The organism is Rahnella sp. GSA61A, assembly GCF_019969905.1.
In the GTDB taxonomy this organism is placed as follows: domain Bacteria; phylum Pseudomonadota; class Gammaproteobacteria; order Enterobacterales; family Enterobacteriaceae; genus Rahnella; species Rahnella aceris.
Genome location: NZ_JAHXYO010000010.1, coordinates 123,352 through 144,248, shown reverse-complemented (window position 1 = coordinate 144,248; position 20,897 = coordinate 123,352). Strand labels below are relative to the sequence as shown.

The following is a 20,897-nucleotide window of genomic DNA, read 5'->3' as shown; positions in this document are numbered from 1 at the left end:
GTAACCCGATGGGAGGGCACCGCGCAGCGGCGGGATTTTGCGGCTATCACATGGCTTTCTGAAACATAGTGTCCAGCGGTAGCGCGCAGTGAAAGAGCCCGGGATTCTCAAGGGGTGCGGCGATAGGCGCCCCTTGAGGCCAGTGTGGGTGGCAACCCACGGTTTTGACTTTAAAGGGTATTGAGCGCAATGCGCGCATCAGTAAATCCTTCCACATTATCGAAATACAGCGCGGGGCGCCTTCGCCGATACGGCCGGTGGCGTTCGCGCTTCAGAGATTGCTAAGATAGAGGCAGACCAATAAGAAATTCGGGAAGTGATGATGAGCACAGAATTGAGACAGGAAGCCTTTCACTTAATGCGCAAGGTTTTCCAGCAACACACCGCGAGATGGCAGCAGTGCATCCCGGAACTGACCAAACCGCAATATGCGGTGTTGCGCTCTGTCGCTGAAAATCCCGGCATTGAGCAGGTGCTGCTCACGGATGTCGCCGTCAGCAGCAAAGCGACACTGGCGGAAATGCTGGCGCGCCTTGAAACGCGCGGGTTGCTGGTCCGTGAAGCCGATCCGGCAGATAAACGCCGGCGTTTTATTACGCTGACGGCGGAGGGGAAAACGGTTCTCGCGAAAACCCAGCCCGTCGGTCAGCAGGTAGATACTGAATTTCTGGCAAGACTTTCTCCAGACGATCAACAGCATCTGGTGCGCCTGCTGAAGTCTATGACAGAGGATTCAGTATAACTTTGCCGTAAAGCCTTGCGGCTTGATGAGGTGAAGGCCCACTTCGTTCCATAATTCCAGTCATTAATCGATATTCAGCGCCTTGCCCAGGTGAACGCTCACTGATAATAAACCTCTGAAAATCAACTTATTACGATATTCGCTAATTGTTTTCGGCGATTGATGGGCATAACTTATACCCTCAATCTCAAAAGGGACTTATCAAAATGGCAATACCCGCTTACCTATGGCTTAAAGATGACGGCGGCGCTGACATCAAAGGATCTGTCGATGTGAATGGGCGTGAGGGGAGTATCGAGGTTCAAGGATTTGGGCACGGCTTGTTTTTACCTACTGACAACAACACAGGCAAGATCACCGGTACTCGTGTACATTCCGCGCTGACTTTTGAAAAAGAATTCGATAGCTCATCGCCCTACCTTTACAAGGCCGTCGCAAAAGGCCAAACCTTAAAATCTGCGGAGATAAGGTGGTACAGGATCAACGATGCTGGTCAGGAAGCTGAATATTTCAATATGCTGATGGAAAATGTAAAGGTCGTTTCTGTTTGCCCGCTAATGCATGATTGCAAAAACCCTGCCACTGATAAACATAACCATCTTGAGTCAATTTCACTGCGTTACGAGCGGATCACGTGGAAACATTGCGATGGGAATATCATTTTTTCAGATGCGTGGAATGACAGATGATCAAGTGCACGTTTCGGTTAAACGGAGCGGGTATATCAACGCTAAGTTGCCCGGGAATTGGTTTTTTCCCTGCATACTCAGGCAATCCCGCACAGCGCAACGATCCTGAACAGACAGCGGTCAAAAACATAGGACCACTACCACCAGGCAGGTACTACATCGTATCCCGCCCTGTGGGGGGTTTAATGTACAAGCAGCGTGATTGGCTTAAGTCAATTGTCAGCGGTTCAGATCATGCAGCGTGGTTTGCATTATTTCGCGATGATAGCTTGATTGATGACACGACTTTCATTGAGGATGTCGAACGTGGAAATTTCAGATTACATCCGGCTGGATATCAGGGGACAAGTAACGGCTGCATAACATTTACCAGTAAGTCACACTTCGATATCCTTCGAGAAGCATTACTCAAGACACCAACCACGATGGTTAGCCCAACAATGAAAGCGTTTGGCACAGTGCAGGTGTACTAATGAAACCATACCAATATATTCTGATCTGGATGGCTGGCTCGGCGTCTTTTGTCGTAATACTCGTCACCATTTTCGCCTTAATACCCGAAAATATCGCGTACTCACTTTTGACAGAAAAAACAGGTTTTATAACAGAACAATCATGGGCAAATATCTTTATGACCTTTATCCATCTGACTTCATTCCTGTTGAACATTTCACTGATCTGGCTTGTCGCCTTTTTACTGAGAAAGAAAGAGTAATCAAAGCCCGGCGGCAAGCCGGGCTGGTATTCAATACAGTGATGCATGGAAGGACCGCTTATGGTGAATAACCAGGATGTATAGATTGGTATAACTCAGGATGGAATAAGACGGCTAAATGCCGGGTTTTTTACATGCACGGAAGATCATCAAACTCATCCGTAGTGGCATCGTTGAAGCTATGCGTAACAACACCGAAAATTATTGTCGTCCCTCGAAACCACCGCCATCGATCAGGATGTCTGACTCAGGCCGCATCAGGGGATGGATGTCAACGGAGAGTGAACGGTTGGAAGGAGGTTATACAGGGTCTATGATGGAGGACTAACGGGAGTTTTTATGATTGAAGAAGTCGTATTACTTGATGGTAAAAATCAACCGGCGGGCACCATGGACAAAGCGCTGGTGCATACCGGCCAGACACCCTTACATCTTGCTTTTTCCTGCTATATTCACAACGATCGCGGCGAAATCCTGCTGACACGACGCGCCCTGAGCAAAGTGGCCTGGCCCGGCGTCTGGACCAATTCTGTCTGCGGACACCCGCTGCCGGGTGAATCCCTGCGGGCGGCAGTTTGCCGTCGCTGTCAGTACGAACTGGGTTTATCCGTGGAGCAAATCACGTCGCTGGTTGACGAATTTCAGTATCGTGCCACCGATGCATCCGGGATTGTCGAAAACGAGTTTTGCCCGATATTTGCCGCTTTCACCCGCCAGCTCCCCGTGCCGCGTGCTTCTGAAGTCATGGATTATCAGTGGGTTAAGCCGGAAGATTTGCTGAACAGCGTTCGGGCAACGCCCTGGGCATTCAGCCCGTGGATGGTGTTACAACTGGGCCAGATCACGCAGGAAAACCTCAGTCTGCTGGGGTGATGTGAGGCGCACAAAGCGGACATGCTGCCAGTCAGGATCGTTAAACAAAGCCTGATACTGGCGACGATTTTTCGCGTAAGTTTTCAGCGTCCACAGAATAATTGAATCCCGGCTGAAGAAGCTTTTACGAAACGATTCGCGATTCCCCGTTCCCGCCCAGATTTCCTTTTGTCCCCATGCCCGCGTGGCGGCGCGTTTCACCGCCTGATATAACGTGCGCCCGAACGAATAATCCACCCACACGATCATATCGATTTCGCGCCATTTTACGGCCTGAGTACGTTTGTAATTTCCGTCAATCACCCAGCCGTCACTGGCCGCCAGTTTTTCTGTCAGACGGGCAAAAAATTCTTCATCCGGTGTGCCCTGCCAGTCCGGCTTCCAGAACAGCGCATCCAGTTCAATATAAGGAATATTCAGTTTCTGAGAAATGTTGCGCGCAAGCGTTGATTTCCCGCTTCCGCTGGTACCAATAACATTGATTTTCACCACATGATCCTTATCCGCTGCCGGATGTTGCATCTGGCCTGAAAAAAGGGCGCATATTATGCCGCAACATATTTCACTTGTACAAGCACATGAATTAACGCCCGCAACCATTACGCACAGAACTTAGTTGTCGTGTGAATGTATTGCCGCTGCGAATGGATGAACTATTTGTGCTTTTTTTCGATTGCTAGCAACAAAATCTAAAATATCTTGCAGCCATACCTGTACAGATTGGCAATCTTTGTATAACTTTCTGTTACCCCTGCTTCATCATTAGTCCGTCTTTTACGGGCGTATTCAGCCTGACCTTTGGAAGAAAAATTGGATTTCCCTTCTTCCAAAGGTTTTTTTCATGGCTGGGGTTTTCGTGATGCACAACACAACGATCAGATGAGTCAGGGCCGGAAATTGTGAAGAAAAACTTCACAATACTCTCTTTTCTGACTGGCAATAGGCACTTTTCACGTGAGACGAATCCGCTGAAAAGTTTAAGGAGGTCTACATGCAAATCGAAGCAGAACAAACAGTTACAGAAATCAGTGATTATTTAAATGTGCGGGAAACGCCGACATTAAGCGAAGTTGAGATCCTCGGGACTATTGTTTCAGGACTTCTCTCCAGCCACTATCCGGTGAGTAATAAGGCCATCATTGAAGGTCTGGTGCGCCATCTGGAACAGGAGACCAACATCAGTAATCAGCAAGGTTGCCGTAACTTACTGGAACTGGTGTTACTTTCCACGCAGGACGATGTGATTTAAAAAATATTACCGGCCTGTTAAAGATGATGTTAACAGGCCGGAGCGCAATAACTGTTTTGTTAAAGCGATTTCAGTGTCGCGGCGATCACATCTTTAGCCGGCGTGGTCGGACGACCAATCAGTTTGCTCAATGTATGAGAATCATCAAACAAGCCCCCTTTCTCTGCACCTGCATCAGAATCTGCCAGCATATTCGCCAGACCTTCCGGTAAACCGGCACCAAGCAGCGCTTTGGCAAATTCCGCCTCCGGCAGGTTGATATAATCAACTTTTTTACCGGACTGACGGGCAATTTCGGCAGTGAATTCCGCCAGCGTGTAGGCTTCATCCCCGGCCAGTTCGTAGATTTTACCAGCCTGATTTTCCTGTGTCAGTACTGCCGCCGCGGCCTCAGCATAATCCTGGCGCGCAGCGGAAGAGATTTTCCCTTCACCGACTGAACCAATAAACGCGTTATGCGCCAGCGCCGGGGCGATACTCGCCGCATAGTTTTCGGTGTACCAGCCGTTACGCAACAGCACGAATGGAATGGCGGATTCGCTTAATGCTTTTTCGGTCGCACGGTGTTCAACACCCAGTCCCAGCGGACTTTTGTCTGCATGAAGCAGACTGGTGTAGGCCAGCAGTTTCACGCCTGCACGTTTTGCTGCGTCGATGACCGCGTTATGTTGTGCTTCGCGCTGACCGACTTCACTGGAAGAAATCAGCAGCAGTTTTTCGACGCCTTTAAACGCAGAATCCAGTGTGGCGGGCTGGCTGTAATCGGCCTGACGCACGTCAATACCCAGATCTGCCAGATCCTGAGCTTTTTGCGGATTACGCACCGCGGCAATAATCTGATCAGCAGGCACTTTTTTCAGAAGTGCAGCAATAACGAGGCGGCCTAACTGGCCGGTAGCACCGGTAATTGCGATCATAATGGTTTCTCCAAAAAGTATTCGACAGATGATTTATGCTTTCAAGGCGCTAAAAATGTCGCCGTAAACACATCCTATGCGATACACTAACTTTTCGTAAGTACGTACCCTAAGGTTAGTATGAAAATAATTTCCTCTGAGCAACCCGCTGAACGTTTGCCACTGTCAGAACAAATCCGCCGGGGCGAAGTCCTGAATCCCAACTGCCCGTCGCGCGAAATCCTGCGTCACATCACCAGCCGCTGGGGATTACTGATCCTGATCGCGCTCAGCGATAACACATTGCGCTTTAGCGAACTGCGCCGCAAAGTCGGCGGTGTCAGCGAAAAAATGCTGGCGCAGACTTTACAGTCCCTCGAAGAAGACGGTTTCATCGACCGCCGTTCTTATCCGGTGGTGCCGCCGCATGTGGAATATTCTCTGACCCCCCTCGGCATCGAAGTAAAAGATCAGGTTGCCGGACTTGCAGACTGGCTGGAGTCGAATCTGCATCGCGTTATGAAACAGCGTAGCCTGCGTATCGTAGGTGCAGAGTAATTAACAAAAAAACTTAACAAGTCCCCAAAAATTCTCACCTATCATTGACTCTATCCACCGACTAACATCATTTCATTGATTCGATAAAACCTTTTATTTTAATCAGCTGAGGTGATGTATGTCCCCGTCCCAGACCCACAAGCAACATGTCACGCTCGTCATTACCCATAAGATTGCGCCAGCCAGCGAAGCGCAATATGAAGCCTGGCTGAATAAAATTATGCCACAGGCCAGTACCTTCCCGGGGCATCTTGGCGTCAACGTCATCCGCCCGAGCCGCAGCGGCGATGCTTATACCATTCTGGTGCGTTTCGACACGCTGGAAAATCTTAATGCATGGCACAACTCGGATCTGCGTAAACAACTGGTGGCGGAAGTCAGCCCGCTGTTGTTGCAAAACGACAGCACCGAGGTGCGTCCCGGTGCCGAATTCTGGTTCACCCCGCCAAGTGCGAATGTCCGCCCGCCCGCCCGCTGGAAACAGTATCTGCTGACATTGGGGGTAATTTATCCATCGACCCATATTGTGCCCTGGTTTTGGGGGCAGTTTTTGCCACAGCTTAAAGGCACCGAAGGCGGTCATTTACTCAATGACGCCACGGTCGTAGGGCTGGTGGTTTTCCTCTGGATGCCAATCGTTACACGAGTGTTCCATTCATGGCTGACGCGCGCTTCCGCGCAATAACAGGAGATTTTCCAATGAATTCAATAAATAATGTTGCTTCACTGATCCTGCTTAACGGCAAATTCCACACCGTTGACAGAGAAAAACCGCTGGCAAATGCTGTCGCAATCAAAGACGGTAAATTCCTGGCTGTCGGTACCGAAAATGAAGTGATGCAGTTTGCTGATGCGCAGACGCAGGTAGTGGATTTGCACGGACACACCGCCATTCCGGGCCTGAACGACTCGCACCTGCATCTGATCCGTGGCGGTCTGAATTACAATCTGGAATTGCGCTGGGAAGGCGTGCCTTCGCTGGCCGATGCCCTGCGGATGCTGAAAGAACAGGCGCTGCGGACACCAAGCCCGCAGTGGGTGCGCGTGGTAGGAGGCTGGACTGAATTTCAGTTTGCCGAACGCCGCATGCCGACGCTGGATGAAATTAATCAGGCCGCGCCCGATACGCCAGTGTTTATCCTGCATTTATATGACCGCGCACTGCTCAACCGCGCCGCGCTCAAAGTGGTCGGCTACACCAAAGACACCCCCAATCCGCCAGGCGGTGAAATTCAGCGTGACAGCAATGGTAATCCGACCGGTATGCTGATCGCCAAGCCAAACGCGATGATCTTATATTCTACGCTGGCGAAAGGACCGAAACTGCCGCTGGAACAGCAGGTGAACTCCACCCGCCAGTTTATGCGTGAACTGAACCGTCTCGGCCTCACCAGCGCGATTGATGCAGGCGGCGGCTTCCAGAATTACCCTGAGGATTATCAGATCATCGATGAGCTTCATCAGAAAAATCAACTGACGATACGTATTGCTTACAACCTGTTTACCCAGCGTCCGCAACATGAACTGGAAGATTTCGAGCTGTGGACCGACATGCTCAAACCTGGCCAGGGCACTGATTTCTACCGTCATAACGGCGCAGGCGAAATGCTGGTATTTTCAGCCGCAGACTTTGAAGATTTCCTGCAACCGCGTCCGGATTTACCGCCGGGAACGGAGGTCGAACTTGAACGCGTGGTGCGTCATCTGGTGGAGCACCGCTGGCCGTTCCGCCTGCATGCCACGTATGACGAGTCGATCAGCCGGATGCTGGATGTCTTTGAGAAAGTGAACAGCGATATCCCGTTCAACGGGCTGCACTGGTTCTTTGACCATGCGGAAACCATCACCGAACGCAACATCGAGCGCGTCAAAGCGCTGGGCGGCGGCATTGCGGTACAGCACCGTATGGCGTTCCAGGGAGAATACTTCGCTGAACGCTACGGTATCGAGGCCACCAAACATACGCCGCCGGTGGCGAAAATGTTGTCCGCAGGCGTGCCGGTCGGGTTGGGCACCGACGCGACCCGTGTTGCCAGTTATAACCCATGGACGGCACTGTACTGGCTGGTTTCCGGTCGCACCGTCGGCGGCATGGCGATGTATGACGACGCCGCCCGTATTGACCGCGAAACCGCGCTGATGCTGTGGACGCAGGGCAGTTCCTGGTTCTCCAGCGAACAGGGCAAGAAAGGTCAGATCAAAGTCGGGCAACTGGCCGATCTGGCCGTTCTTTCCGAAGATTTCTTCAGCGTGCAGGAAGAACGTATCAAGGGCATCGAATCGGTGATGACCGTGGTCGATGGCAAAGTGGTTTACGCGGCAGGCAGTTTCTCGCCGCTCGCGCCGCCAGCCATCCCGGTGCTGCCGGACTGGTCGCCGGTCACCACAGTGCCTGGGCATTACCGCTCTGCGCCGCCACAAGGTGCAGCGCGCGTCGGGCTGGTTCGTCAGGGGCATCAGTGCGTCGGCCCGTGTGGCGTGCATAAACACAGCCATGATATTGCCCGTGGTTCTGATGTCCCGGTGTCCGATGACAACGCTTTCTGGGGTGCGTTAGGATGTTCGTGCTTCTCGTTCTGACCCGTTGAGAACGACATGAAAATGGCCTGCATTGCAGGCCATTTTTTTCTGTCACCGTATCTTTTGCACACGCTCCGGCATACCCTGTTATGAGCATTAGCTCATTAACAGGAACTGAATGATGCGTGACCTTCCCCCTACAGCCACACTTCGCGCCTTTGAAGTCGCCACCCGCCACACGACGTTTACCTCAGCCGCAGAGGAGTTGTTTATTACACAAAGTGCCGTCAGCCATCAGTTGAAAAAACTGGAAGATAGCTGGGGCCTGCAGCTTTTTCAGCGTGGTAAAACACTGAGCCTGACGCCTGCCGGTGCAGCGCTTGCCCCTCTGGTACGGGAATTCTTTAGTAAGCTTGAAACGACACTTGCCGATCTGCGTGAACAAAAAGGACGGGTGCGACTGCGTGTCAGCACCACCTATTCTTTCGCGTTAAAGTGGCTGTTACCGCGCCTGCCGGAATTAGCACGTTTGCATCCGGAAATTCTGGTCTCGCTGGAAAGTACGGATAAAGCCATTAACTTCGCCAGTGCAGATTCCGATGTAGCGATCCGTTTCGGACACGGTAATTATGCGGCGCTGCATACAGAGTTTATGTTTCGCGAACAATTATTTCCCGTTGCCAGCCCCGCGTTCTTAGCCGGTTTTGGTATACCCGCTGAACCTGCTGAACTGCTGCGTTTTCCGCTGCTGACGCGTGACGGGGCTGATCTGGTACCGAAATGGGATGCCTGGTTTAAGCAGGTCGGCGTGAATACTGATGTACTGCATGAAAGCGTGCGCTTCGCCGACACAAATATGACGATCGAAGCCGCGTTACTGGGTCAGGGCATTGCATTAGCGCGCAGCGGCCACGTTGAAAAAGAAATCCATGATGGCAGTCTGGTCAGGCTCTTTGACGTCGTTTTCCCCTCTCCGGCCGCCTATTACTTTGTCTGTCCGGAAGGCATCGAGACACAGCCGCACATCCTGAAATTCCGTAACTGGCTGCTGGCCGAATCACAGCAGGCGCAGCACAGTTACCGTTGAAGTATGAGTTATTACTCATACCACGATGACAACACTTCACTGTTAATCCGGGCACAGGCTGTTTAGCATCAGTACATGCCCGCTCATATTATTTTTCTGACCTTATTCGCCGCCCTGCTGCATGCCAGCTGGAACGCCTTATTACGCAGCGGAACTGACCGGTTGTGGTCGATGACCATCATGTGCGTGACGATTGCCGTTACCTGCGGGGTTATCGCGCTGTTTCTGCCACTTCCTGACTTCGCGAGCGCGAAGTATGCGGTGTTATCGGCCCTGCTGCATGTCGGTTACAACCTGTGTTTAATACGCAGTTATCAAAGCGGTGATCTCGGGCAAACCTACCCGATTGCGCGCGGTTCTTCGCCGCTGATGGTGACCTGTGGCGCGGCCCTGTTCGCCGGGGAAAAGATCGCCTTCAACACCCTTGTCGGCATCGCGCTAATTTCTGGCGGTATTCTGATGCTTGCCATGAGAAGCCGTAAACTGGCGATACCGGGCCTGAAATATCCCCTGGCCACCGGCGCTTTTATCGCGGCATACAGCGTAGTGGATGGTATTGGCGTGCGTGTCTCCGGCAATTCGTTTTCCTATACCGTGTGGATGAGCATGTTATGGGGAGTACTGATGCCAGCGCTTTATATTGCCCTGCGCGACACGAAAAGTTTACTGCGCTGGCGGCCCGGTTTACTCAGTGCGGCGGCAGGGGGTGTGGTGTCGCTGCTGGCTTACGGCATGATCATTTATGCCATGGTGGCCGCACCCATGGGCGCCGTCTCCGCGCTGCGCGAAACCAGTGTGCTGTTTGCCGCCGTTCTGGGTTATCTGTTTCTTGGTGAAACACTGACACTGAGAAAAATGCTGGCGTGTGCGGTAATTGCTACCGGCACACTGTTGATAGGTTAATCAAATCAGGAGAACTCGAGATGTCTGACCGCCCTGCTATTGCTCTGATAGGTCCCGGTGCGATTGGTACGACCATCGCTGCAGCACTGCATGAAGTTAACCGCACGCCGCTGCTTTGCGGGCGCACTGCGCATCCGCAATTAATTCTGCGTCATGATGACGGCGAGGTGGTGGTGCCAGGCCCGGTATTAATCAATCCGTCGAAGGTCCACTCTCCGTGTGATCTGGTTTTTGTTGCGGTGAAAACCACACAGGTGGCTGACAGCGCCGGCTGGCTTACCGCATTGTGCGATAAAAATACCGTTGTCTGTGCACTGCAAAACGGCGTCGAACAGAAAACCTCGCTGGAACCCTACGTCAACGGAGCAACAGTACTGCCTTCCGTTGTTTGGTTTCCAGCACAACGTGAGCCGGATGCCTCTGTCCGGCTGCGCGCAAAACCGCGTCTTACGCTGCCGGATGTGCCGCAGGCAAAACGGATCGCTGATGCGCTCAGCGGCACACGTTGTACGGTTGAATTGTCATCCGATTTCCTCACGATCGCATGGCGCAAATTGCTGCAAAATGCGGTCGCGGGTCTGATGGTTCTCTCTAACCGCCGTGCCGGAATGTTCTCACGCGGGGATATCACGCAACTGGCACTGGCTTATCTGCGTGAGTGTCTGACTGTCGCGCGTGCGGAAGGTGCGGTACTCAGCGATAACGTTCCGCAAGAGATCGTTGACGGTTTTCATCGTGCGCCCGCGGACCTGGGCACTTCTATTCTCGCCGACCGCCAGGCTAACCGCCCGCTGGAATGGGATATACGCAACGGTGTCATACAGCGTTACGGTCTCGCGCGGGGTATTCCTACGCCCGTTAGCGACATTCTGGTACCGCTGCTGGCGGCAGGAAGTGAGGGGCCGGGCTGACGCCAATAAAAAGCCCGCCGCAGGCGTCATGCCAGCGGCGGGCTTTACGTATTACAGCTTATAAATCCTTAAACGATCCCAGCCGGAATCCGCGTTCAGTTATCGCAGTTTTGAGCGAGGCCGACGTCAGTACATCCAGCTCCGCCAGGCGCGGATAGCAATATTTGCTCGCCAGAAGGGTGTTATCGATAAACGCCGGATGGGTCATGATTTCCACCGAGCGGTCACCGCGCTGCGTGGCGTTGTCCAGCGTTTGCACAAACAGGGCTTCTGAAACCGTCTCTCCGTAGAAACTGCTGTCGAAACCGTCGGTACTCTTCGCGCCACACAGCGCAATGTTGCCCCGGCGGATCTCGTCACGATCGATGCGTACAGGAATGCCCTGATCTTTCGCGAACGCTTCCACGATCGGGAAAATCTGCGGGAACATATGCACATGATGATGACTGTCGAGATGTGTCGGCAAACGGCCAAACAGAGACACAAAACGCCCGAACTGGCATTGCAGTTCCTGCGCGATTTCATCAAGCGGTAACGTGCCCTGCTCTGCCATTTCCCAAATCCATTTTCCCAGTTCACCGTCGCGGGCCAGCCCCGGCATGGATGACAAGGGACGTCCGAGCGTCAGCACGAAATGCATGCCGACGGCAAGATCAGGATTTTCTTTGCTGAGCACCGCGGCATGTTCTGCAGCGGCCATATTCACCATCGCCGTCGTCGACCGCACCACACCGTGGTTGAATGCGTCAATGATCCCGTAGTTTTGCGCTTTACAAAGCCCGAAATCATCGGCGTTCACTATCAGTAATTTATCCATAAATGTCCCGGTTGAACGCCTTCCCTTTTCAGGGAAGGCCGTGGGTTTATTTCAGCGCAGCAATGGTGTTAGCAAAATTTGGCAGTAGTTTTTCATGTGCCAGCAACATTTCGCGCGCCAGTATCTCAGCATCTTTATCGGAATGGATCAGCGGGCTGAGGTTCATCGCCAGCAGAACATCATTGAATTCACCGCTCAGTGCGGCATTGCTGGCGGCAATCTCAAAGCCTTTGATGGTGTATATCAGGCCAAGCACTTTTTCGTCGAAATGCGTGATACGCGGGTGTGGTTTTGCGCCGTCACGCCCGATGGTGCACGTCATTTCCACCGCCCAGTCAGACGGGATGTTATCAATATGGCCGTTATGCGGGAAATTGACGTACTGCTCGGTTTGTTTGTCGTTGTAAATTGCGCTGATCACTTCGCAGGCGGCATCGGAATAATAGGCCCCGCCGCGCAATTCCAGTTCTTTCGGTTTGACGTTCAGATCAGGGTTTTTGTACAGATCGAACAGCTGCTTTTCAACCTTCTGTACCACCGTGGCGCGTGCACCGCCTTTGTAGAATTCCCCCATCTCAATCGCCAGCATCTCTTTCTGCTTAAAGTAATACAGCAGATAAGAACACGGCAGCAAATTCAGGGAGCGGATCAGGCCTTCGCTGAACGGTAAATCAAAGATGTTTTTCACCGAACCGGCGGTCAGCGTGCCGGACGCGACGCCGTCGAGCAGTTCGGCGAAACGTGATTCGCCGTTGACCAGAACATCTTTAATGAACACCATGTGGTTCAGGCCAAACAGGTCGATGGATAAATCGTCCTGCGGGGTCAGTTGCAGCACATCCTGAATGAACATTTTCATGCCAACCGGGATGTTACACACGCCGATGAATTTCTTGAATCTGGTGTGCCGGAATACCGCTTCCGTTACCATTCCGGCCGGGTTGGTGAAGTTAATCACCCAGGCGTCCGGGCAGATCTCTTCGACATCTTTAATGATGTCAAAAATCACCGGAATGGTACGCAAGCCTTTGAACAAGCCACCAGCGCCGTTGGTTTCCTGCCCGAGATAACCGTGGCTGAGCGGAATACGTTCGTCCAGTTCGCGTGCTTTGAGCTGGCCAACACGCAGTTGCGTGGTGACAAAATCGGCATCCACCAAGGCTTCGCGGCGATCCAGCGTTTTATGCATTACAATCGGCACACCTGCACGTTCCACCATACGCTGGCAAAGATTGAAAATAATATCCTGTTTCTCTTTTCCGGCTTCCACATCGACCAGCCATAACTCGGTAATAGGCAATTCATCGTAGCGTTTAATAAAGCCTTCCAGTAATTCCGGGGTATAACTACTTCCGCCACCAATTGTGACGACTTTCAGTTTTTTACGCATAGGAACTCCCGTGCAATAATAATGCACTGCAAATTTAAACAGAGAAATAAATGATTCGGTTTAATTAATACTGCATAACTTCTTTCGGTAATGATTGGGGGTAAAAGAAGTTAGCTTTTTAAAGTTTTTAATAAACATACTCGGGCTGCTGTAACCGGATTCAAACGCGATGTCCGTGACCGAATAATTGGTGATCTCCAGCTGTTTTTTGGCAAAATCAATACGGATTTCATTAATAATCTGCATCGGTGTTTTGCCATAATGTCGCTGCGTGGCACGGCTGAGATATTCCTGTGATTTGCCGGAAAGGGCCACCATATTCGTTAATGCTTTGTCACTAAACTGTGCTTTGTCGTGCATCTTTTCGATGGTATTTTTAAGCCAGCCTGGCGCATCTGTCGTGATTTCTGATTCTCTGTGATGGCGTAAACGGTTCACAATATAAAACGTCACCATTTCCAGAAACTCATTAAATTCCCCGTTCCTGAAATTAAGAGAAGCGATCACAGATTCTATATAAGCCAGAAATTCAGTCTTGATCTGATAAACCTGTGACGCCACAAAACGGGATGGCAGTAAAGATAAATAGTGTTGCTCGAAGAACGCTTTGCTGATCCCGACATTTAATATCCGCGTCGCACCGAATTCATAGAAACTTTGGTGATGGGAACCCAGAGGGATAAAGACAAAATCGCCGCGTTCTAACAACACCCGTTTACCATTGACGTTCTGGTAATACCGGCCGGTCAGCACCACTGTAAATTCGTAGTAATCATGTTCATGCAGTCCGGAAATGCTTTCTACTTTGTTGTAGATGAACATGTGGAAATTCTGACCGTCGAAGAGTTGATTTTCGCGCGCTGTCTTGATTTCCATGCTCAGTACCGGTGGCTGCATTATGGCTCCCTACGTTATTTTATTTTTTCATGAAGCTCAATGAGTTCCGCAATCAGTTCGCGGGCCAACATTGACGTCATCAGGTGATCTTGTGCATGCACCAGCACCAGGCTGACTTTGGTTTTTCCTTCGCCCTGATCGCCTTCAATCAGTTTAGTCTGCACCAGATGCGCTTCATTCAGCGCCATTTTTGACTGCGCCATCACCGAACGCGCCTGCTCAAAATCACCTTCTTTGGCTTTTTTGAGCGCCGCGTAAGCCAGGCTGCGTGCTTGTCCGGAGTTGATGATCAACCCCATCACCACTTCTTCGAGATCCTGCATTTCGCTTTCAGTTTCAACAATGCTGTCTAAATCCATCATCTCTGTCTCTCCATGATTGGCCGGATAACGGCGGGAAGATGGCCTCTGCCCGCCCTCCGTTCAGATTAAAATTTCAGTGAAGCGGCAATGTCTTCTTCGCTTTCTTCTTCTTCAATAATCGCCTGCGCCTTGTTAGACAAGATCACGAATGGCATGTACACCAGCGTGGCAATACCGAGATTGAACAATGCGACGAGCAGTGCCGCGATGCTGCCGTTACTGTTAAAGAAAGCGCCAAGCCCGGTCGGCATGGTCCACGGCGCCAGGTTAGTGACCGGAGGAATGATACCCATGCTGTACGCGGCGATCGTGATGGCGGCCAGAATCGGCTGAACCAGCACGAAGGGGATAAACATCACCGGGTTCATGATAATCGGCAGACCAAACAGGATGGGCTCGTTAATCTGGAAGATACCTGACGGCAGTGCCAGCTTTGCCACCTGACGATGATCGGCACGGCGTGAGGCGATAAAGATGGCGATGATAAGCCCGAGGGTTGCACCGGAACCGCCCAGCATGATGTAGGAATCCAGCATCGGTTTGGCCCAGAAGTGGAAGGTTTTCCCTGCATCAATCGCGGCACTCACGGAACCGTATTCGGTGTACAGCGCGATATTTTCAAGCGCCCACGGGGTCATGATGCCGTTGTCGAGCGCGGTCAGCGCCAGAGATCCGTGTACACCAAAGAACCACAGCAGTGAGTTGAAAATCACGTACGCCCAGCCAACCACGCTGCCCATTGCCGCCAGAGGTTTGGAAATTGAATCCATAATAATCTGGTGGAAGTTGTGGCCATATAATCCGAGTAACCAGGAAATAACCCCGAAGATAAACAGAATAATAAAGCCCGGAATTAACGCGGAGAAGGATCGGGAAACCGAAGACGGCACACTCACCGGCAAGGTAATGACCCAATTGCGGCGAATCACAAAGGTGAACATTTCTGCGACAACCAGACCTATTACCATACCGGAAATAATATTCGCGCCACCTAACCAGTTTGCGCCCACCGCATAAGCTTCACCGACGCTGTATGGCGTCACGGTCATAAAGGCTGCAACGGCTAATAAACCGGCGGAGAGGGAATCAACTTTACGTTCTTCCGCTAATGCCATGCCAATAAAGAATGGCGCCATCAGCGACATAATACCGAGCGTACCGTTATAAACATTAATACCGATGGTTTTCAGACCGGCCAGCGTATCGATAGTTGACGGGTCTAAGCGCACGCCTAAAGAATAAAAGAAAGAACCCGCACCAAAGTTCAGGAATACGTTATTAATTAAAACGAACATGGCACCCGCGAGGGTCAGCGGCATGAGTTTTATGAAGCCATTTTTAATGGCATTAATATGCGGTTGTTTACCTATTTTAACGGCAAAAGGAAGAAGTATCTTTTCAAGTGAATCAATGGCTTTGCTCATTGGTATTTTCCTTTAATGCCGCCATCTGGCGGCCAGGGGAAGAAATTCGCTCTTTGACTGGAGTTCTCTTTGACTTAAAAATTTCAATATAAAGACGTTCAATTTTAAAATAAGGAAAAACGTAAGATCACTGCGCTGCTGCTTTTTTGATCGCAGCAACGGCTGCTTTCAGAACACCTAACCCGTCAATTTTGCCGTACAGGCCAGAATCGATCACTTCAACTGGTTTACCCGGCAAGACTTTTTTAATTTCATCCAGCATATAGGCAATTTGCGGCCCAAGCAGAACGACATCGGCTGCCGCACCTTTCTCTGCAGCCAGTGTTTCAGGAAATGCTTCGATAATGACCGGGACCTCATACTTCTCAGCCTGAACCTTCATTTTAGAAACCAGTAACGAGGTTGACATTCCGGCGGAGCAAAACAAATAAATGACTTTCTTTTCCATGATAAAACCCTCATATCCCGATAAATTGCAGCTCAGGCAACGGTTTTTCCTTCACCTGCGAGAATGTATTCAGAGCAAATAAATTGAAGATAACGAATCGTCTCTGCCTGAAAGCAGTATACGGCATCACTTCAGGGCGCGATAATTCGGAACTTATAGAAATTGTCTCTCCTTGACCATCCCTTATGACTCCCTTCACGTTTTGGGTAAATAACTCGCGAGGATAAATAAGATAAAGACGCACGGCCACGCAACAAGAAGTTAACATTTACACTTACCCAAGCAGGGGACAATATGAGAAACTGGCAATGATTGCGCAAACATTACTATTTTGACGCCATAATTCAGTGGTCAACGCTTTGAATAATAAAATAAATGCTCAGAAAGGCCGTTCCCGTACGGCTACGCTCGAAGATGTTGCTCAGGCCGCCAGCCTTTCACCCATGACGGTCAGCCGCGCCTTAAACAATCCCAAAGTCGTGCGCCCGGCGACCATTGCCCGCGTGATGGAAGCCGTGAGAAGTACCGGTTACATCCCCAATATGCTGGCCGGTGGTCTGGCGACCAGCCGCACGAAACTCATTGCCGTCGTCGTGCCGCAGATTAACAACAATATGTTTGTTGATACCGTGCAGGCCATCAGCGACCAACTGGCGGCACGGGGTTATCACATGCTGTTGTGTATTGTCGGCTATGAGCCGGAAGATGAAACCGATATTGTCGCCACCCTGCTTTCGCGTCGACCGGACGGGATTGTGCTGACCGGCATTCATCACACGTCGGAACTGAAAAGAATCATTCTTAACGCCAATATCCCGGTAGTAGAAATCTGGGATTTAACGCCCACACCGATTGACATGCTGATTGGCTTCTCGCACGAAAAAGTCGGCAATGCCATCGGTGACTATTTCCTCGGCAAAGGCTTCAGGCGTTTTGGCTTTATCTGTGCTTCCGATCGCCGCGCAATGGTGCGTAAAAACGGGGCAATCAGCGTGTTGCGGGCCATTCCTGAGCACGACATTAAAGAAGTGATTGTTTCCCGTCCGGCTAATATGGAAGTCGGACGCCAGGCATTGCGCCAACTGCTCGCCAGCGATCACCGCTTTGACGCCATCATTTGCAGCTCCGACACCCTGGCGCAGGGCGCAATCATGGAAGCCGAATCGCAGGGTTTACGCGTGCCGGATGATTTCTCGGTGATCGGTTTCGCGGACCTGAATTTTGCCGCCCATAACCGCCCTGCCATTACCACCGTCAGCGTCGAAAAATGGGATTTAGGCATCCGCGCGGCAGATATGCTGGCGGATAAAATTGAAGGCATCGCGGTTGAGGAACCTATTGTTGATATGGGTTACAAACTGGTTATTCGGGAATCAGCTTAGCGCCTTGCACACTTCAGCTTTTGTTTTAAACATAATACTCCACCCCCAACCCTCCCCTTCGCAGGGGAGTGAGTTGTCCGCGTAATTAATTCAACTTTATATTTTTCCCGGTTATAAATAACCCAGACAATTGAAACTCATTCTTATTTGTTAAAAATGTTAGCTAACATTCATAACAACAAATAACAGAAACTTTCCGTGCGGAATTATATTGATCTAAATTCAACCCACAAAATCATGAAGAATACTTTGATAAACAATGCTATTTCCCCCTTAGCCATTCACAATAAAAACAATCAATATCTCATTGATTTAATGATACTTTAAATCAAATTAAACCCGTGGAACTCCTTAATGCATTTCCCGCCTTATAGTTCATGGGGAATTTATTCATTTATTTTAGATGTAGCGGTGATATTATCGATTTGTACCCAAAAAATAATAATAATTAACCCAAACTTAACATCAGGCATGTGAGAGTCGTAATTCTATGCTCCTTCAAAAAAAAACAACCCGTCGCAAGTTTTTACTTGGGTCGCTGATGGCTTTGCCTGTCGGGACCATCATGATGAAAGGGCTGTCAGCGGCACAAGCTGCAGAAATGGCTGCCCCGGATTTACTCGAATATAAGCCGATATTTTTCAGCGCCGATGAGTGGCAGTTTATTATGGCCGCCGCTGACCGCCTGATCCCTGCGGGTGGCAAAGGCAAAGCACCGGGCGCACTCGAAACCAATGTGCCGATTTTTATCGATCAGCAAATGCACGGCGATTTCGGCGAAGAAATCTATATGCAGGGCCCGTTCAACGTGCATGCTCCGGCGACAATGGGGTATCAGATCCCGTTCCGTCCGCAGCAAATCTACAAAACCGGCATTCGTATTGCGAACGCCTGGTGTCAGCAAAATCATCAGAAAGCCTTCCATGAACTGGCCGATCAGGACAAAGACAATGTGCTGACGCAGTTGCAGAAAAACGGCATCAAATTTGCCGATGCGGGCGAAGAAAATCTTGTCGCCTCGCAATTCTTCAGCGAACTGCTTTCAGACACCAAACACGGCTATCTGGCAGACCCGATCTACGGCGGGAACAAAGGGATGAAGGCGTGGATTGCCATCGGCTTCCCCGGCGCACGCGCCAGTTTCACTGAGTGGGTTAAGCAGCACAATGTCCCGTATCCGCTGGGGCCTGTGAGCCTGCAGGGCGCGCGTGCCTGAGTGCCTCGCCCTATTACCGTTTTCTGATAACTGACAGGATTAAAGATGGCAAAAGTAACTAAACCAGAAGTCGACGTCGTTGTTGTCGGCCTCGGCTGGGCTGGCTCGCTGATGAGTATCGAGCTGGCGATGGCGGGCCTGACCGTTCGTGCGCTCGAACGTGGCGGCGATCGCGGCTACGAAGAATTTGCTTACCCGAAACCGGCGGACGAATATGCCTACGCGGTACGCAATAAAGTCATGGCGACGCCGGCTGAAGCCGCTGTCACCGTGCGTTACAACATGAGTGAAACCGCCCTGCCAACCCGTAAATGGGGTGCATTCGCGCCGGGTACCGGCGTGGGGGGTTCCGGTCTGCACTGGACGGCGGTATTGATTCGCCCGACGCCGACCGATTTAAAACTCAAAACTTACGCTGACGAAGCCTACAAACCAGGCATCCTGCAGGAAGACATGCGGATCATGGATTTCCCTTTCTCCTGGGATGAAATTGAGCCGTATTACACTAAGTTTGAGCATATCTGCGGTCAGTCCGGCAAAACCGGTAACCTGCGCGGTCAGATTATGGAAGGCGGGGATCCGTTCGAAGGGCCACGTTCCGAGCCGTATCCGCTGCCTGCGCTGGAAGACACGCTCAACAGCAGCATGTTTGCTGAAGTCACCAAAAAAATGGGCTACCACCCGTTCCCGAACCCGTCAGCCTGCGTGTCCCGCGCCTGGACTAACCCGTACGGTAACCAGATCGCGCCGTGTAACTACTGCGGTTATTGCAGTAAATACCCGTGCCTGAACTACTCGAAAGCGTCGCCGCAAACGGCGGTGATGGACGCGCTGAAACGCATGGATAACTTCTCTTATGAAGTGCATGCCAATGTGCTGAAAGTCGAACTGCATGATGATAAGAAAACCGCCAAAGGCGTGATCTACATGGATGCAGACGGCAACGAGTGCTTCCAGCCAGCGAAAATCGTGGTACTGAGCAGCTTCCAGTTCTGCAACGTGCGGCTGATGCTGCTGTCCGGGATCGGCAAGCCTTACAATCCGATCACCGAAGAAGGCGTGATTGGCCGCAACTATGCGTTCCTCAGTAACGGCGGTTCGACGCTGTTCTTCAAAGACAAAAACTTCAATCCGTTTGCCACCGCAGGCGCCACCGGCCAGATGTTCAACGATATCTCTCCGGGCAACTTCGACGGCCCTTCCCTTGGCTTTATCGGCGGTGCGAAAATTCACAGTTCGCAGGCCACCGGCACGCCAATCAGCACCTCGCTGCCAAAAGGCACGCCTGCGTGGGGCACCGGCTGGAAAGAAGGCATGGAAGAATGGTACGGCCATTCGATGAAAATCAGCATCACCACCACCTGCCAGTCTTACCGCGATATTTATCTGGATCTGGATCCGAATTACAAAGATGAATATGGCTATCCGCTGCTGCGCATGACTTTCGACTGGAAACAGAACGAACTCAAATTGCAGCAATACCTGAAAGGCATCGTGGGCAATATCACCAAAGAGCTGAACCCGGACAGTTACAGCGAAAGCTTCCTGCCGATGGACGCGCACTTTGACCTGACCAAATACGTCTCTACCCACAACGTGGGCGGCGCGGTGATGGGCGATAACCCGAAAACCTCGGCGCTGAACAAGTTCCTGCAAAGCTGGGATGTGCATAACGTATTTGTGCCGGGCGGTAACGCTTTCCCGCAAAACTTCCAGGCTAACCCGACGGACACCATCGGCGCGATCACCCTGATGGCGGCGCAGGCGATTAAAGATCAGTACCTGAAAAACCCTGGTCCACTGGTTCAGGCATAAGCG

Annotated in this window: 22 protein-coding genes and 1 pseudogene; 14 read left to right on the top strand and 9 right to left on the bottom strand. The window is 51.2% G+C overall.

Going from position 1 to position 20,897, the window contains the following annotated elements; translation table 11 throughout:
• Positions 1-173: 173 nt before the first annotated feature.
• Positions 174-271, bottom strand: a pseudogene (locus tag LC431_RS14580) (hypothetical protein); the annotation flags it as partial.
• A 51-nt stretch (positions 272-322) separates the two neighbouring features.
• Between LC431_RS14580 and LC431_RS14575 the strand changes: the two are divergent.
• From LC431_RS14575 to idi, 4 genes are all read left to right on the top strand, one after another.
• A complete protein-coding gene (locus tag LC431_RS14575) occupies positions 323-742 on the top strand; it encodes a MarR family winged helix-turn-helix transcriptional regulator (protein ID WP_013577895.1) in 420 nt (139 codons plus the stop codon).
• A gap of 206 nt (positions 743-948) precedes the next feature.
• On the top strand, positions 949-1,431 hold the full coding sequence (locus tag LC431_RS14570) for an Hcp family type VI secretion system effector (RefSeq protein WP_013577896.1): 483 nt from the start codon (positions 949-951) through the stop codon (positions 1,429-1,431).
• A complete protein-coding gene (locus tag LC431_RS14565) occupies positions 1,428-1,904 on the top strand; it encodes a DUF2778 domain-containing protein (RefSeq protein ID WP_013577897.1) in 477 nt (158 codons plus the stop codon). The genes LC431_RS14570 and LC431_RS14565 overlap by 4 nt, the downstream gene beginning before the upstream one ends.
• Positions 1,905-2,485: 581 nt before the next feature.
• Positions 2,486-3,019: an isopentenyl-diphosphate Delta-isomerase gene (idi, locus tag LC431_RS14560; RefSeq protein ID WP_013577899.1), complete on the top strand. Its 534-nt coding sequence runs from the start codon at positions 2,486-2,488 to the stop codon at positions 3,017-3,019.
• Here idi and LC431_RS14555 read toward each other — a convergent pair.
• A complete protein-coding gene (locus LC431_RS14555) occupies positions 2,972-3,508 on the bottom strand; it encodes an adenylate kinase (protein WP_121019975.1) in 537 nt (178 codons plus the stop codon). The two genes, idi and LC431_RS14555, sit on opposite strands and share 48 nt — an antisense overlap.
• A 502-nt stretch (positions 3,509-4,010) precedes the next feature.
• Between LC431_RS14555 and LC431_RS14550 the strand changes: the two genes are divergently transcribed.
• Complete coding sequence (locus LC431_RS14550; RefSeq protein WP_014416568.1) at positions 4,011-4,268, top strand: biofilm/acid-resistance regulator YmgB/AriR; 258 nt, start codon at positions 4,011-4,013, stop codon at positions 4,266-4,268.
• A gap of 59 nt (positions 4,269-4,327) precedes the next feature.
• On the opposite strand, the gene LC431_RS14545 is transcribed toward LC431_RS14550, so the two are convergent.
• Entirely contained in the window at positions 4,328-5,185 is an 858-nt protein-coding gene (locus LC431_RS14545; protein WP_013577902.1) for an SDR family oxidoreductase, read from the bottom strand.
• Positions 5,186-5,305: 120 nt separating this feature from the next.
• Here LC431_RS14545 and LC431_RS14540 point away from each other — a divergent pair, with 120 nt between their 5' ends.
• From LC431_RS14540 to LC431_RS14515, 6 genes are all read left to right on the top strand, one after another.
• Positions 5,306-5,722: a helix-turn-helix domain-containing protein gene (locus tag LC431_RS14540; RefSeq protein ID WP_013577903.1), complete on the top strand. Its 417-nt coding sequence runs from the start codon at positions 5,306-5,308 to the stop codon at positions 5,720-5,722.
• 118 nt (positions 5,723-5,840) lie between these two features.
• The gene (locus tag LC431_RS14535) at positions 5,841-6,407 is read left to right on the top strand and encodes an antibiotic biosynthesis monooxygenase (RefSeq protein ID WP_037033130.1); all 567 of its coding nucleotides are present in this window, start codon (positions 5,841-5,843) and stop codon (positions 6,405-6,407) included.
• Between the two features lie 14 nt (positions 6,408-6,421).
• Entirely contained in the window at positions 6,422-8,302 is a 1,881-nt protein-coding gene (locus LC431_RS14530) for an amidohydrolase (RefSeq protein WP_119262397.1), read from the top strand.
• 121 nt (positions 8,303-8,423) lie between these two features.
• Positions 8,424-9,329 carry a transcriptional regulator GcvA gene (gene gcvA / locus LC431_RS14525; protein ID WP_013577906.1) on the top strand — a complete coding sequence of 302 codons (906 nt, stop codon included), beginning with the start codon at positions 8,424-8,426 and terminating at the stop codon, positions 9,327-9,329.
• A 75-nt stretch (positions 9,330-9,404) separates the two neighbouring features.
• Positions 9,405-10,232, top strand: coding sequence for a DMT family transporter (locus LC431_RS14520; protein ID WP_013577907.1), 828 nt, complete (start codon positions 9,405-9,407; stop codon positions 10,230-10,232).
• A 20-nt stretch (positions 10,233-10,252) separates the two neighbouring features.
• Complete coding sequence (locus tag LC431_RS14515; protein WP_014416573.1) at positions 10,253-11,143, top strand: oxidoreductase; 891 nt, start codon at positions 10,253-10,255, stop codon at positions 11,141-11,143.
• Between the two features lie 58 nt (positions 11,144-11,201).
• On the opposite strand, the gene chbG is transcribed toward LC431_RS14515, so the two are convergent.
• The 6 genes from chbG to LC431_RS14485 all read right to left on the bottom strand — a co-directional run bounded on the left by chbG (position 11,202) and on the right by LC431_RS14485 (position 16,481).
• Positions 11,202-11,960 (bottom strand): chitin disaccharide deacetylase, encoded by a 759-nt coding sequence (gene chbG / locus LC431_RS14510; RefSeq protein ID WP_014416574.1) that lies wholly within the window; start codon positions 11,958-11,960, stop codon positions 11,202-11,204.
• A 46-nt stretch (positions 11,961-12,006) separates the two neighbouring features.
• Complete coding sequence (locus LC431_RS14505; RefSeq protein WP_014416575.1) at positions 12,007-13,350, bottom strand: 6-phospho-beta-glucosidase; 1,344 nt, start codon at positions 13,348-13,350, stop codon at positions 12,007-12,009.
• Between the two features lie 60 nt (positions 13,351-13,410).
• Entirely contained in the window at positions 13,411-14,247 is an 837-nt protein-coding gene (gene chbR / locus LC431_RS14500; protein ID WP_013577911.1) for a transcriptional regulator ChbR, read from the bottom strand.
• A 14-nt stretch (positions 14,248-14,261) separates the two neighbouring features.
• Positions 14,262-14,609 (bottom strand): PTS N,N'-diacetylchitobiose transporter subunit IIA, encoded by a 348-nt coding sequence (gene chbA / locus LC431_RS14495; protein ID WP_037033137.1) that lies wholly within the window; start codon positions 14,607-14,609, stop codon positions 14,262-14,264.
• Between the two features lie 65 nt (positions 14,610-14,674).
• Positions 14,675-16,033 (bottom strand): PTS N,N'-diacetylchitobiose transporter subunit IIC, encoded by a 1,359-nt coding sequence (gene chbC / locus LC431_RS14490; protein WP_223510023.1) that lies wholly within the window; start codon positions 16,031-16,033, stop codon positions 14,675-14,677.
• A gap of 127 nt (positions 16,034-16,160) precedes the next feature.
• Complete coding sequence (locus tag LC431_RS14485; RefSeq protein ID WP_013577914.1) at positions 16,161-16,481, bottom strand: PTS sugar transporter subunit IIB; 321 nt, start codon at positions 16,479-16,481, stop codon at positions 16,161-16,163.
• 359 nt (positions 16,482-16,840) lie between these two features.
• On the opposite strand from LC431_RS14485, the gene LC431_RS14480 reads away from it, so the two are divergent.
• The 3 genes from LC431_RS14480 (at position 16,841) to LC431_RS14470 (ending at position 20,894) form a co-directional block, all read left to right on the top strand.
• A complete protein-coding gene (locus tag LC431_RS14480) occupies positions 16,841-17,863 on the top strand; it encodes a LacI family DNA-binding transcriptional regulator (RefSeq protein WP_049804370.1) in 1,023 nt (340 codons plus the stop codon).
• 490 nt (positions 17,864-18,353) lie between these two features.
• Positions 18,354-19,079 carry a gluconate 2-dehydrogenase subunit 3 family protein gene (locus LC431_RS14475; RefSeq protein ID WP_013577916.1) on the top strand — a complete coding sequence of 242 codons (726 nt, stop codon included), beginning with the start codon at positions 18,354-18,356 and terminating at the stop codon, positions 19,077-19,079.
• A gap of 45 nt (positions 19,080-19,124) precedes the next feature.
• Positions 19,125-20,894, top strand: a complete 1,770-nt coding sequence (locus LC431_RS14470; protein ID WP_013577917.1) for a GMC family oxidoreductase — start codon at positions 19,125-19,127, stop codon at positions 20,892-20,894.
• Positions 20,895-20,897: the final 3 nt, after the last annotated feature.

Excerpts from the sequence above, each read along its gene's own strand:
- LC431_RS14475 (WP_013577916.1), top strand. The coding sequence starts at position 18,354 with ATGCTCCTTCAAAAAAAAACAACCCGTCGCAAGTTTTTACTTGGGTCG.
- LC431_RS14565 (WP_013577897.1), top strand. The coding sequence starts at position 1,428 with ATGATCAAGTGCACGTTTCGGTTAAACGGAGCGGGTATATCAACGCTA.
- chbC (WP_223510023.1), bottom strand. The coding sequence starts at position 16,033 with ATGAGCAAAGCCATTGATTCACTTGAAAAGATACTTCTTCCTTTTGCC.
- LC431_RS14535 (WP_037033130.1), top strand. The coding sequence starts at position 5,841 with ATGTCCCCGTCCCAGACCCACAAGCAACATGTCACGCTCGTCATTACC.
- LC431_RS14505 (WP_014416575.1), bottom strand. The coding sequence starts at position 13,350 with ATGCGTAAAAAACTGAAAGTCGTCACAATTGGTGGCGGAAGTAGTTAT.
- LC431_RS14515 (WP_014416573.1), top strand. The coding sequence starts at position 10,253 with ATGTCTGACCGCCCTGCTATTGCTCTGATAGGTCCCGGTGCGATTGGT.
- chbA (WP_037033137.1), bottom strand. The coding sequence starts at position 14,609 with ATGATGGATTTAGACAGCATTGTTGAAACTGAAAGCGAAATGCAGGAT.
- gcvA (WP_013577906.1), top strand. The coding sequence starts at position 8,424 with ATGCGTGACCTTCCCCCTACAGCCACACTTCGCGCCTTTGAAGTCGCC.
- chbG (WP_014416574.1), bottom strand. The coding sequence starts at position 11,960 with ATGGATAAATTACTGATAGTGAACGCCGATGATTTCGGGCTTTGTAAA.
- LC431_RS14550 (WP_014416568.1), top strand. The coding sequence starts at position 4,011 with ATGCAAATCGAAGCAGAACAAACAGTTACAGAAATCAGTGATTATTTA.
- LC431_RS14540 (WP_013577903.1), top strand. The coding sequence starts at position 5,306 with ATGAAAATAATTTCCTCTGAGCAACCCGCTGAACGTTTGCCACTGTCA.
- chbR (WP_013577911.1), bottom strand. The coding sequence starts at position 14,247 with ATGCAGCCACCGGTACTGAGCATGGAAATCAAGACAGCGCGCGAAAAT.
- LC431_RS14575 (WP_013577895.1), top strand. The coding sequence starts at position 323 with ATGAGCACAGAATTGAGACAGGAAGCCTTTCACTTAATGCGCAAGGTT.
- LC431_RS14520 (WP_013577907.1), top strand. The coding sequence starts at position 9,405 with ATGCCCGCTCATATTATTTTTCTGACCTTATTCGCCGCCCTGCTGCAT.
- LC431_RS14470 (WP_013577917.1), top strand. The coding sequence starts at position 19,125 with ATGGCAAAAGTAACTAAACCAGAAGTCGACGTCGTTGTTGTCGGCCTC.
- LC431_RS14570 (WP_013577896.1), top strand. The coding sequence starts at position 949 with ATGGCAATACCCGCTTACCTATGGCTTAAAGATGACGGCGGCGCTGAC.
- LC431_RS14485 (WP_013577914.1), bottom strand. The coding sequence starts at position 16,481 with ATGGAAAAGAAAGTCATTTATTTGTTTTGCTCCGCCGGAATGTCAACC.
- idi (WP_013577899.1), top strand. The coding sequence starts at position 2,486 with ATGATTGAAGAAGTCGTATTACTTGATGGTAAAAATCAACCGGCGGGC.
- LC431_RS14530 (WP_119262397.1), top strand. The coding sequence starts at position 6,422 with ATGAATTCAATAAATAATGTTGCTTCACTGATCCTGCTTAACGGCAAA.
- LC431_RS14545 (WP_013577902.1), bottom strand. The coding sequence starts at position 5,185 with ATGATCGCAATTACCGGTGCTACCGGCCAGTTAGGCCGCCTCGTTATT.